This window comes from Gottschalkiaceae bacterium SANA (assembly GCA_036323355.1).
In the GTDB taxonomy this organism is placed as follows: domain Bacteria; phylum Bacillota; class Clostridia; order Tissierellales; family GPF-1; genus GPF-1.
This window is the reverse complement of sequence record AP028876.1, coordinates 739347-751862: the sequence shown is the minus strand read 5'-3', so window position 1 is coordinate 751862 and position 12516 is coordinate 739347. Positions and strand designations below refer to the sequence as shown.

Sequence of the window (12516 nt, the reverse complement as noted above, 5' to 3'; positions counted from 1 at the left end):
TAGCAGATTTTAATCAACTTGAGCAAGAAAAATGTTTTTTGTCTGAATCATCGTCTTCGTCATTTTCAAGCCCGACTTCGGTACGATAGACAATCCACCTCGATCACTCATCAACAAAGGTAGTCCGCCCATCCCCTCATACAGTGCAAACAGGTATCTTTGATTATTTACACGAATATAGGGCCTTTCTCTTGCGCAACAAAAACGAATTGCGTTACCAAAGGGGATGCACACCCGTCAGCATGCATCCCCTCTACTCTCATTCATTTTCTGTTTTTCCATCCTACATTTTTTTAATTAAAAACTTCCTGGTGCCGGTGCCTTTACAACAATCAATTCCAATAAGTCATCATCCTTATTTCCCACATTCATCTTCGTCTGATACGGGATTTTCAATACGGTTCCCGCCTCATAAGGATGTGCTTCCTGCTCACCAAGCCGAATCGTTAATCGTCCCTTCACCACAGTCATATACACAGTGGAATTCGAAAAATGTTCCGGCAATCCCTCGTCTTTATTGAATAGCATATGAATATAGTGAACATTGTCATCCATGATCAATTTTTCCACGGCTTTTTCATTTCCCGTAGAATAATGAAAAATTTGTTCAATCATTATTATTCTTCCTCCTTTCTCTTATGAATACCCTTAGTATACGAAAAGAAGAAAAAAAATAGTGTTACTAAAGTAACACTATTACGTCGTTAGCCCATTGATTTTTTCATTTTTAAGACCTGTTTTCTCTCAGTTGCACCATCAAAAGCGATGCAGACAACCGCCAAAAGAATGGCCATACAACCCAATCCTGAACGAAAATCTAACCGTTCTCCATAAACCACCATCCCGGAAACCATCCCCACAACGGGTTCCAGCATATTAATCATAGATGCCTTAGTTGCGCCAATCGTTTTAATTCCATAGGTCAGCAGCAATAAAGCAAATACCGTTGATACCTGCGAGATAAACAAGAGATCTACCCAAGCCCGTGCCCCCGAAGGAACCACCAACTGCCCCTTAAAAATCGCCTGCGCACCAAAAAAGACAACCGATACCAAGGTAACATAAAAGAGAATCTGGGGAGCCGGCAAGTCTCGCAAGCTTGTTTCACGATTACCGATGACATATACCGCATAGGTAATTCCGGACAATACCGCCCAAATAATGCCTTTAACAGACAAACCGCCACTCAAATCCATCAATAATACCAATCCAATTACCGCCGAAATTACAGCAAGCCACTTCATCCCGGAAGCTTTTTCATGAAACACGCCCATCATCATCAAAACAACAAAGATTGGGTAGGTAAAATGAAACATGGTAGCCAAGCCTACCGGTAAGGTTTCATAGGAACTGGCCAGAAAAAAAGCCGTCAGGCCAAAACCAGCCACACCCAAAACCACAAGATCCTTCAATTGCCCCCGCGTCACATGCAATCCTTTTTTGCTAACCAGCAAATAAATGCCGATTGCAAGATGGGCTAGCAAGAATCGGTAAAACACAACCGATACCGTCGGCATGCCTTGTAAAATCAAATTTTTTGTAAAAACCGGCATAATACCATAAGCAATGGATGCCAATCCTACCGCTATTATTCCTTTCATTTCGCAAATACCCTCACTCTTTCTCTAAATTCTCCCTTGCTAAATAGTCCACTTGCCTGCAGTATAAACCACAACTTCTTTTTTGTATAGTCTATTTTTTCCCTTCCATTCTGCTTAACTAACCGATTTTTCCTCTTTTTTCAATGAAGAAATAGCAGCCGGCTGAATCCTTGCTATGCCGAATCCGGTAAATGCACAGAACATGGACATAAAGATTCCCAAATAACACGAAATTGCCCAAATGCCATACTGACCGACCTGAACGCCCAAAACTTCCACATAGAAGATCGCTGATGCACCCCAAGGCACAAATGGAAGCCACATGGTCCCTGAATCTTCCAAGGTTCTTGAAAGATTTTTCGCTTCCAACCCCATCTCCTTATAGGTATCCTTCAACAAGGTTCCAATCATAATAAAGGCTACAGACGCAACACCTGCGGTAAAGACCATAACAAGACTTGCAAGTATCGTGATTCCAATCAGCTGCCATTCTTTTTTGATCTTTCCGTTCAAAGGACTCATAAGTGCTTCCAAACATCCGATCTTCTCTATAATTCCGGCAAAAGAATAGCCGCAGAAAATGGTTACCACAATATTCATCATGGACCGAATGCCGCCACGATTGGCCAGCTTCATGACCGGAGCAATAATTGTATCTGGATCCACGCCTTTTACTGCTGCCATATTCACATTAAAGCCAGATACAACAGCCACCATGCCGTCACTGAAATTAAAGCCATGGACTACTGCACCCAAAACAATCGCTACAGCCGAAGACAAGAGCATCAATGGAACCGTCGGTTTTTTCATCATCGACCCAACAAGAATAATAACAATCGGCAACAGGAGAAAGATATTCCAATTGTACAAGGCATCCAGATTCGCCATTAAGAGTCGAATACTTTCGCTTTGTCCCACTTCTACTCCGCTAAATTGCATACCTGCTATAAAATACACCACAAGGCCGATCGTCGCCGCCGGCAGCGTTGTATAAAACATATGTCTAATATGCTCAAATAGTTCTGCACCGCTCACCAAGGGTGCTAAATTGGTTGTATCGGACAAAGGAGACATCTTGTCGCCAAATACGCCGCCTGCAATAATTGCACCCGCCGCCATGCCCAATGGGATTCCCATCTGTTCCGCTACGCCAATCAGCGCAACGCCCGCTGTTGCAGTAGAGCCCCATGCTGTTCCCGTGGCTGTGGAAACGATTGCCACAATGATAAATGCCGTTACCAAGAACCATGATGGGTTAATCAGTTTCAATCCATAGTAGATCATCATGGGCACCGTGCCAGAATACACCCAGGTTCCCACAACAATGCCTACAGAAAGAATAATAAAAAGCGTTGGCATCGTCTGCTTTAACTTTTCAGATATGCCCGCTTCCATCTCAGCGTATGTATAACCCAATCGAATACCTATGATCGCTGCGTATACAGCGCTTATAATCAGAAGCGGCTGTATGCCGATATTAAAAACTCCTTTTCCAATGCCAATCGTTGCAAACATAACCACTATACATGATAAAGCCAGTCCAAATGACGGTTTTTTCTTCATACAATACTCCTTCCATCGCCTCTTTTCATTTGATTCCCATATATTCCTAATTGGACCCAGATATCAAGAAAATTGGCTGTTCAGCCAATTTCCTCGATGTCCTATCCTTTATGTCCTTATACTCTGCTAATTAATTCGTTCAATGATGCACCTTCAAATCCCAAACTTTTCAAGGTCAAACCGCCTTCGCGGAAATCTCGTTGCAGCATGGTACCGCCCAGAGTGATCACCGAATCGATATTCGGTGTTTTTACTTCCGCCGCTTGACCAAGATCAGACCACAATACCAGGCCTGTAGAAATATCTTCTGTGAAATATCTTGCCGTACAGCTTGTTGGTCCCTTAATTTGTGTGAAAACTGGGCTTGTATTGAACAACTCTTGAAGGTCGTCATCTTCATTAACAAAATAGCCTCGTCTTGCCCGACTTTGAACAGCATCCTCGATCGTAAAGCCAAACGCTTTCCCGATTGCCATTTGCTCACTTTCAATACCTCTAAGAACGCGGGTGGTATGCTCGGTAATGCCTTCTTTATATAGCCAGAAATCGCCTCTTGAATAATCGATTCTACCTGCATTCAACAAGCATGGTCCCGGATGAACAACTGGGTTTCCGTTTTCTAATGTAACTTGCCAAACGTTCTTGGCAGCAACCAATCCATCATACAATTGCGAACAGGCTTGAAGTGCTTCTTCTGTATTTTCTTGCGGATATGCCGCTACAAATAGCTTGTGCACACGCAATGTTAACTCTACTCTGGCTTCATCATAAAACGCTCTGGTACCATACGTCAATGAGTTTGCTTCACAAATTTTGAAGGATTTGTCAATTCCCATTTCCTTGGCTTTGTTTACAAAGCGTACAGATCCCATGGCAGCCGCCCCGTTTAAGAAAATCACTTGATCCTCGCTAACAACAGGAGCCAATACTTCTGTAAAAGCTTCAATGGCAAATCCCGGAACAACCAGCATAACCACTTGCGCGTCTTTAATCGCCTCTTCAATGTTGTCTGTAACCGTAGCGATTTCAACAAATGATTCGCCTTGATCGTCTTGCAAAAGAACGCCGCCTTTTTCTTTGATCAAACTCAAATTCGAGAAAAAAGCTGGCAATTCATACAATGATGTTTCCAATCCCTTTGTCTTCAAATCCGCAGCAGCTGTTACGCCACCGTTTCCTCCACCTAATACTGCAACTTTTTTTACTTTCATTATAATCCTCCTTAACAAATGCTTATTTTTTAAAATCTTTGTTAAGAAAAGTATATCAAGCGATCATTTCAATTTCTATGGAACGCTTTCCATAAATCTTTGTGCTGTAGCACAAATTCTTCAATTCGATGCCTAATATTGAAAAAGACAGAGCCTTTCGCTCTGCCTTTTCTGATTACATGATAATATTCTCAATGCAAAATGCCAGGTAAATCTTTACAAATACATCTACCTGCGATAAATCGCAGTCTATTATTTTTTCTATCTTTGCCAACTGATAATTAATGGTGTTGCGGTGCAAGTACATTAACTCCGCAACCTTTTTCTCACTTCTATTATTACTGATATATAGTTTCAAGACTTCTTTAAACCTTGTATCTTTCAGCCGATCATAATCTTCTAACGCACCAATTGTCTCCGTGTAAAACTCTTTCAACCGCTCCTGATCACCAATTAGCGACAACAATTTATAAATGCCTATATCTTCGAAATTGACAATACAATTTGTAATATCCTTTTGACTACTGACCTTCACACACCATCTTGCCTGTAGATAACTCTCCGATATTTTTGTAAGCCCACCCACATTATTACCGATTCCAATCAAATAATCACATTCTATCGAAGCCAACACTTTCTCAATTCTAGAAGCAATCTGATTGATTATATCCATAGAATATTTTGAAAATAAAATGATAAAACTATGATCCCCCTCCGTTACGAACGAGTTTGTCCCCATAGCAATCAAAACCATCTTAATTCTCTTCTTAATTTGCTCAATTCTTTTACCTTCAACTTGAGAACACAAACCGCAAAATTCCACTAAAACCGTGCAATATGTAGCATCTTCCAAAAAACCATGTTTTATAAATACCGGCAGATAATCCTCTTCACGATCCGGTACAGAGATTACGTTCATTAAAGCTTGCTCCAATGCCCGATCCATGCGTTCATAATCCAAAAAAAACATGCTTAAATCTTTCATAATCAATGGAAGGTTATTTTCCCAAGGAATACTGAATAACGGATAATCATGATGGTTGCAATACGAAATTAACTCGTCAGGAACTTGCTTAATATTCATTCCAACATGCAAGACCGTTCCACTAGACTTTTTCTGATGTTGCATTTTAACGAGCTTAATTAACTCCTTTTCATCTGTAATGGCAGCGCCCGTCGTAAACAATAACATCTCTTTCTCCATATACTCAATAATATCTGTATTTTCCATAACTCGAAACCAGCGCACATCATTCTGCAAGCCTTTCTTACCTGCAATCAAAGAGATACCATGTTCTTTGGCAATATCAAATATATCATATAACTTAACTGTCATAATCCAATCCCTCCACCACATAATTCGCCCTTGCAAACTTTCTTTTCAAATAATTATTCTTTGCTCATCGTACACCCTTTATTTTTATTATAACATTAGAAATCACTCTGCTAATAACTTATTATTCTATCGGATAAACGCTCTTCAAAACACAGATGCATTGACAGAAAATCTAGAGATTGCTACAATAATCACTAATAGTAGTTGTATTAGTAACCACTATTAATTTAGATATTAATTTGGAGGAATTTCAATGAAGAAAACCGGATTCAAAGATGCTCTACCCATAATGGCCGGCTACTTTCCCATTGCTATGGCCTACGGGATCTTAGCGAAGTCCGTAGGCATTACCATGACTGACGGCATCATGTTCTCGATCTTTCTCTACGCTGGTGCTGCCCAATTTATGGTTGCCAGCATGATCGGAGCTGGAATCAGTGCACTCAGCATTATTCTTGCTGTATTTTTTATGAATTTTCGACATTTTATTATGAGCGCTTCCGTGCGGGCGCGGTTAACAAAAACAAATCGCAAATATTATTCCATTATCGGCTTCTTTTTAACGGATGAATCCTACTCCGTTGTTAGTTTAAAAAAAGAGATTGATGATCCCGGCTACCTAATTTCCTTGGAGCTAAGCGCCTATGCCGCTTGGGTGGGTGGAACCGCTGCTGGATACCTTTTTGGAATGTTCATTCCCGCCATCATTACTGACAGCATGGGCATTGCACTTTACGCTCTCTTCGTCGCCCTTTTGATCCCAGCAGGAAAACAGGCAAAAAGCGCCTTGTTGGTTGCCTTAATTGCCGGTGGACTCAATTCTTTATTCATCCGATTCACCAATCTTGAACAGAGTGGAAGCTTCATTCTCACTGTACTGTCCGTTGCTGCTATGGGAACCTTGTTCAAACGCAACTTTCCCTTGAAAAAGGAGGGTAAATCTTATGAATCATAAACTAATACTCTTTGGCAGCATGGTCGTTACCATGGTACCCAGAATCCTTCCCTTCTTTCTCTTTGACACAAAAAAAATACCAGACTGGGTGCAAGACTTTCTTTCCTTTATTCCTTTTGCTGTACTGGGTGCCTTGATTCTACCCGGTGGGCTTTCCGGTCTTTCTGGGCATCCATGGGCCTCCAGCCTTTGTTTGCTTGTCGCAGCTCTGATCGCATGGTTTCATAAAGGCATTATCGGCCCGATTATAGGAGCTGTCGGTGTCGCCGTATTGATTCAAGTGGGAGGAGTCTTATGATAAATGAATCAATTATCAATGATATGAAAAAACTGGGTTTCAGCGCCTATGAAGTCAAGGCTTATATGAGTTTATTGCAACAATACCCCGTCAACGGTTATGGTCTCAGTAAAAAGTCCGGCATTCCACGATCCAGAATTTACGAAGTTCTGAATTCCTTAGAAGAAAAACAGGTTGTTTTCAAACAAGAGGATGGCGATGCCCTCATCTATTATCCCCTTGAACCCAAGTTACTGATTCGAAAACTACGGGAAGATTTGAATGAAATTATCGGACGGGTCGATCAAATGGCTAGCAGTCAATTGAATCGAAACCGTGATGATCAACGGATGATTGTTATCAAGGATCGTCAAAAGATCATCAAGCTTCTCAAGCTTTTAATCAGCGAAGCGCAGTCTCGAATCGCCCTTTCCATCTGGGACGAGGAGATAATGGAATTGATGGAGCCCCTGAAGGAAGCCAAAGCGCGCGGCATTCAAATTCGTGGAATTTATTTCGGTACGACTCTTCCCTTTTCAACCATGACTGCTCATCGAAGAATCGATCGCTACCTGCTTGAAAAAAAAGAGCGTCATCTTTCGGTGATCCTAGACGGCCAACAGGTCATCTCTGGTGTAATTTCCCGGGGCGCTGACAGCCGGGTCACTTGGATCAAAGACCCGGGTTTTGTAGAAATGAGCGAGGACTATATCTCGCATGACATTATGATCAATCAATACGCCGAAACCCTGCGTGGACAAGCTAAAAACAATTTTGAAACTTTTAGCGATTCTTCCCGCAAAGAATATTTCGAATACAAGGATGAAGAGTAGAAATAACACTGGTTTTTCCATGAAAAATTGAATGATTCATGGGATTCTAATCTCAGCTTTATCAAGTAATTCATACTATGATATACTTAATTCAATTCATTCGAAAGGAATTTCTATGAGAAAAATCGAATCTAAAAACGCACTGATCCCCTCTCTCGTAATCGGCATAGTTTCTGGCATTTTAGTTTTGTTTTTTTCTTTTTATGCCATTCGAACCCTTGAAATTCAAAACACACAACAAGAGCGGCTCAAAGTCATGGAACAATTTTTGCGATTTCAAACAGAAGCCGAACTGACAATCAAAGAAAGCATTCATCTGTTAGAAGGATATTTGGCTTATATTGAAGTAACGCCAGATCTCTCTGAGATTGATTCCTCTTCTTACTTAGATCGCCTTCTTCAAGAGAAAGACACACTGATTCGAAACATTGGCATTCTAGAAAACACCACCATGATCTGGAATTATCCACGGCAAGGAAATGATTCCATTATCGGTACCGATTTTGCACAAGTAGAACTGCAAAAAGACGATATTCTTCGTGTAAAAAATCAAAATGAAAAAATATTTATTGGTCCTGTTGATCTACTGCAAGGAGGAACTGGTTTTATCGTCCGTATGCCCATTAATAAAAACGGAACCTATTGGGGCCAGATCAGCATCGTTTTAGATGCGATTAAATATATGCACTATATTGAGTCTTTAGCCGAAAATGCGCAACTAAATATTGTTGTTTATAATATAGCAGACTATCCAACATCATCGATTTATGGAGATGAGGGAATTTTGGCCCGAGAGGGTCTCGAACTTAACATCAATCTACTCGACAGCACCTGGCGAATTGCAACCGAACCCATCGACGGATGGGACGAGTCAAAGCCTTTCTTTTTCGCACTTCGAATCTTGTCTAGTATTTTTAGTCTAGTCATCGGCACACTTATGTTTTTGTTACTCTCTACCCGTTCGAAAATCAAACAACAAGCCAACACCGATGCCTTAACGCAATTGAAAAATCGCCATGCACTGGGTGCGGATCTCAAGCAATATAAAGTCACAAAGAAAGCAGAATCTCTCATTGGAATTATGTTTGACATCAATTACTTCAAACAGATTAACGATCAATTCGGTCATGATTCGGGGGATCAAGTCTTAAAACGATTTGCAAAAAAACTAGTTGAACTCCCTTATCCAAAAAAACAAATTTATCGCCTTGGAGGAGATGAATTCTTACTGTTTCTTATTTCCGAAAACTCTGTGCCAGATATTGAAACCCTCAGAAAGCAACTTATCTTCATTCACAAAAACGACACTCACACTTTCGAAGTTGTTCCAAGTATTGGAATCGCTTCATTTCCTGAAGAGGCATCAGACTTAGAAGATGTAATCAAGTTAAGCGATCAACGCATGTATGCTGATAAAGATCAAAATCGTACACCTGCGCACCTATAATTTTAAAAAGCATGATTTCTTCTTCGATATGAAAAGATGACTGTCTTTGATGTGAGTTGCACCTGACACTCAAATCGAGAAAATAACCCGTAAAAAAAGGATCAAGGAAATGAACTTCCCTGATCCTTTGCTATTTATTTTCCCTAGCCCAAAATTCGATCGTAGATTACCTGAAGTACACCGTATTCTTCATTGGACGCCGCTTCATAAGTCGCCTCATCCTTTACACCCGCTGGCGCATTGGCCATGGCATAACTGTACTTGGCTTCCTTCATCATGGAAACATCATTGAAATAATCGCCAAATACCATGGTGCTATCGAAATTCGCTCCATAATGCTCTTGAAGTTTTTTTAGGGCAAAGCCCTTGCTTGTAGACTGATTGTATACATCCACCCAAAGAGGAGTTGTAATGACAAGGGTCAAATGTTGCTTCCATTTTGGTTCTAATCCTGCATAGGTAAGCTCAGAATCCTCCATGTGCATAACGGAAAGCTTAATAACTTCCGCCTCAACATCCGTAAGATCCTCTACAATTTCTAGGTTTGCATAATAAATTTGCATTTCTTTCAAAACCGCTAGATTATCCGTTTCAATATAGGCACAATCCTTGCTGCATAGAACCAAATGCGTGTTTTCTATCCTTCGAACATCCTGAATAAATTCTGGAATCAGCTTGGGTTCAATTACGCTTTTATGAATTTCTTCCCCATCCAATACCACAACGGCTCCATTTTCAGCAATATAGGCAATTTCATCTGCGATGGGCGCAAACTTATTTCGCAAACTTTGATATTGTCGCCCACTTGCAACCACAAAACGCACATCTTGCTTATGCATTTTTTGAATAACATCAAAGGTCTCCGGATGAAGTTTTCCCTGTCCATCCACAAGTGTTCCATCCACATCAGAAGCAACTAATTTAATCATATCGATATCCCCTCTCTCTCAAAAACTGAACAAACGCTTCTTGAAAAATTGTATCATCTTTCCCTGTTCGCTTTTTAAACTTGGTATATTTCTGGTGTTTCATTCGATTCTCTCGATTCACATGCCGCCGACTCAAATGCATATCGATGTTATAGTCATTCAAGATTGCTCCCATAATGGTCATGGCTTCCCCCTTGCGCGCAAGCACCATGGCTGCGAGTCCATAATCTTGGGTAACGACTAACTCTTTCGGTTGAATATGGTTGGTAATGTAATAGTCTGCCGAATCACTGCTTCCGTCTACTGTGACAACTTCCACCCCCGGAATTTCAATTCGATGAGAATGATTTTTCACAATTGTAACGGGCAACTCTGCTTTTTTTGCCAAATCAATAATGATATTTTTAACGGGACACGCGTCACCGTCTATCCAAATCCGCATATCGGCCTCCTTGTTATATCCATCATTATACCATTCTTTTTGAAGAAAAAAAGCGAAATTCGAATATTCCATTTATTACAAAAAGCCTATGTTTTCAAGGTTTTTAGCTACTCTTTATGTTCTTTCGAACAAAAATCTCAGAATTCTTTCACATTTTGGAAAAACATGTTTATTATCCTTTTTATGCAAACTTATAAGAGCTTGAACGATGATTGTATGGTCTTCTTTCCTCCTACAAATCCAATTCTCTTCATGGTTAAAAGAGACTAAATCCACCAGCAAAAAATAAAAAAAACCAGCGCAAAATTTGCGCTGGTTCCGATAGGAGAATAGTCTTATATGACTATTTAAAGGTATTGTAAAACAATACCAAATAACCGCTTATAATTGTTCAAATATACCCTGGTCCGCCAAGGCGTGATACAGGTTTCGATAGGTACTATATCGTTTCTCATAGATTGCTACATTTCCTGCAATTGGTCTTGTCTCATCTGCCACATGAACCATTTCCTTAACAGCCGACGCATTGTCTTCAAATAAGCCAACACCCACGCCTGTCAAAATTGCGGAACCTAAAATCGTTGCATCCGACACCTTCAATCGTTTTACCGGCAAATTAAGCATATCTGCAATAATTTGCGCCCAAATATCTGACTTTGAAGCGCCACCTGTCAAGACAAGAGAATTAATTGCAATCCCAGCTTCCTGCATATGTTGATACATATCCTTGCTTTCCAAGGAGATCCCTTCCATCACAGCACGGATCATATCGCTTTTTGTGGTACTTGATTTTAAGCCTGCAAAAATACTTTTAGCATGAGGATTCCAATAGGGATAGCCATTGCCATAGAGATATGGCATAAAAATGACGCCACCTGCTCCAACAGCTGATTTTTCCACATGCTTGTTCATCAACTCGAAGGCATCCCCTTGAATCTCTTCTGCCTGTTTCTTTTCCAAGTCTGCGATGGTATCTCGCACCCATTTATAACTGGAGGCCGCACCTAATTGAATACCTTCAAACTGATATAGATCTTTGCTTGCAGCCATGTTAACCATGGTTGCACAATCCTCCGCATACACCGGTTTCTCGGTTGCCGCAATCAAAACTCCCGATGTGCCTAAGGTCAAACACGCATCCCCCGGTGTTGTGACACCAACACCCAAGGTCGCCAATTGATTGTCCCCTGAATTGGCCACAAGAGGCGTACCTTCAGCAAATCCGCAAAGTTTTGCCGTTGCCGCTGTTACATATCCTACAATGTCACCAGGGTTCACCAAAGGACATACAAGCTCTTGATCCAATCCATAAGTGTCAAAAATTTCTTTAGACCAACATCTTTCTTCCAAATTCATCATGCCGCTACAGCCGGCATTTGTCACTTCCGACACCATTTCATCGGCACCAAATTTATGCAGAATATAATCTGGTGCAAAGACTATTTTCTTAATTTGTTTATACATTTCCGGCTTGTTTCTTTTCACCCAAATCAATTTCTCAAAAGAAAAGGTTGGTGTGATGGGCTGACCTTCAATCTGATACAATTTCACCGGATCCATCACGGATTTGATATAGTCCATCTCCGTAATGGCACGATTGTCCTGCCATGTCATAAAGTTTCCGATTGGCATTCCTGCTTCATCTAAAAAGCCAACAGTGGCACGCTGGCCCCCAATGCCAATCCCTTTAATATCCTTTGGATCCACCTTGGAATGAGCCACTGCTGCTCGGCTGACCTCAAAGGTTTTTTCCGCAACTAGTTCAAAATCCTGTTCCACCCATCCGTCGTGGGGGATCTCTACTGGATATTCTTGATAAGCTTTTCCCGCAATATTGCCTTTCAAATCAAGAATCATAACCTTGACACCGGTGGTGCCAACATCAATTCCCGCTACATATTTTTCCATCACAGCCTCCTTTA

The 12516-nt window shown here is 40.9% G+C and carries 13 protein-coding genes; 4 read left to right on the top strand and 9 right to left on the bottom strand.

The window, feature by feature from the left end; all coding sequences use genetic code 11:
* Window positions 1-9 precede the first annotated feature (9 nt).
* The 6 genes from AC25CA_RS03700 to AC25CA_RS03675 all read right to left on the bottom strand — a co-directional run bounded on the left by AC25CA_RS03700 (window position 10) and on the right by AC25CA_RS03675 (window position 5711).
* Window positions 10-132 carry a hypothetical protein gene (locus tag AC25CA_RS03700; RefSeq protein ID WP_486815696.1) on the bottom strand — a complete coding sequence of 41 codons (123 nt, stop codon included), beginning with the start codon at window positions 130-132 and terminating at the stop codon, window positions 10-12.
* A 165-nt stretch (window positions 133-297) separates the two neighbouring features.
* Window positions 298-615, bottom strand: a complete 318-nt coding sequence (locus tag AC25CA_RS03695) for a cupin domain-containing protein (protein WP_486815695.1) — start codon at window positions 613-615, stop codon at window positions 298-300.
* An 89-nt stretch (window positions 616-704) separates the two neighbouring features.
* Window positions 705-1601, bottom strand: a complete 897-nt coding sequence (locus AC25CA_RS03690; protein WP_486815694.1) for a DMT family transporter — start codon at window positions 1599-1601, stop codon at window positions 705-707.
* 114 nt (window positions 1602-1715) lie between these two features.
* A complete protein-coding gene (gene nhaC / locus AC25CA_RS03685) occupies window positions 1716-3164 on the bottom strand; it encodes a Na+/H+ antiporter NhaC (RefSeq protein WP_486815693.1) in 1449 nt (482 codons plus the stop codon).
* Between the two features lie 116 nt (window positions 3165-3280).
* Complete coding sequence (locus AC25CA_RS03680) at window positions 3281-4375, bottom strand: NAD/NADP octopine/nopaline dehydrogenase family protein (protein WP_486815692.1); 1095 nt, start codon at window positions 4373-4375, stop codon at window positions 3281-3283.
* Between the two features lie 175 nt (window positions 4376-4550).
* Entirely contained in the window at window positions 4551-5711 is a 1161-nt protein-coding gene (locus AC25CA_RS03675; RefSeq protein WP_486815691.1) for a PucR family transcriptional regulator, read from the bottom strand.
* A 253-nt stretch (window positions 5712-5964) separates the two neighbouring features.
* Here AC25CA_RS03675 and AC25CA_RS03670 point away from each other — a divergent pair, with 253 nt between their 5' ends.
* The 4 genes from AC25CA_RS03670 to AC25CA_RS03655 all read left to right on the top strand — a co-directional run bounded on the left by AC25CA_RS03670 (window position 5965) and on the right by AC25CA_RS03655 (window position 9223).
* Window positions 5965-6666 carry an AzlC family ABC transporter permease gene (locus AC25CA_RS03670; protein ID WP_486815690.1) on the top strand — a complete coding sequence of 234 codons (702 nt, stop codon included), beginning with the start codon at window positions 5965-5967 and terminating at the stop codon, window positions 6664-6666.
* Window positions 6656-6964 carry an AzlD domain-containing protein gene (locus tag AC25CA_RS03665; protein WP_486815689.1) on the top strand — a complete coding sequence of 103 codons (309 nt, stop codon included), beginning with the start codon at window positions 6656-6658 and terminating at the stop codon, window positions 6962-6964. Before AC25CA_RS03670 ends, AC25CA_RS03665 begins: the two co-directional genes overlap by 11 nt.
* Complete coding sequence (locus tag AC25CA_RS03660) at window positions 6961-7776, top strand: TrmB family transcriptional regulator (protein ID WP_486815688.1); 816 nt, start codon at window positions 6961-6963, stop codon at window positions 7774-7776. Before AC25CA_RS03665 ends, AC25CA_RS03660 begins: the two co-directional genes overlap by 4 nt.
* Before the next feature lie 115 nt (window positions 7777-7891).
* On the top strand, window positions 7892-9223 hold the full coding sequence (locus tag AC25CA_RS03655) for a diguanylate cyclase domain-containing protein (protein WP_486815687.1): 1332 nt from the start codon (window positions 7892-7894) through the stop codon (window positions 9221-9223).
* Between the two features lie 143 nt (window positions 9224-9366).
* Here AC25CA_RS03655 and AC25CA_RS03650 read toward each other — a convergent pair whose 3' ends face one another.
* The 3 genes from AC25CA_RS03650 to AC25CA_RS03640 all read right to left on the bottom strand — a co-directional run bounded on the left by AC25CA_RS03650 (window position 9367) and on the right by AC25CA_RS03640 (window position 12502).
* Window positions 9367-10152 (bottom strand): HAD family hydrolase, encoded by a 786-nt coding sequence (locus tag AC25CA_RS03650; protein WP_486815686.1) that lies wholly within the window; start codon window positions 10150-10152, stop codon window positions 9367-9369.
* Complete coding sequence (locus AC25CA_RS03645; RefSeq protein WP_486815685.1) at window positions 10145-10594, bottom strand: YaiI/YqxD family protein; 450 nt, start codon at window positions 10592-10594, stop codon at window positions 10145-10147. The genes AC25CA_RS03650 and AC25CA_RS03645 overlap by 8 nt, the downstream gene beginning before the upstream one ends.
* Window positions 10595-10975: 381 nt before the next feature.
* Window positions 10976-12502 carry a xylulokinase gene (locus AC25CA_RS03640; RefSeq protein ID WP_486815684.1) on the bottom strand — a complete coding sequence of 509 codons (1527 nt, stop codon included), beginning with the start codon at window positions 12500-12502 and terminating at the stop codon, window positions 10976-10978.
* Window positions 12503-12516 lie beyond the last annotated feature (14 nt).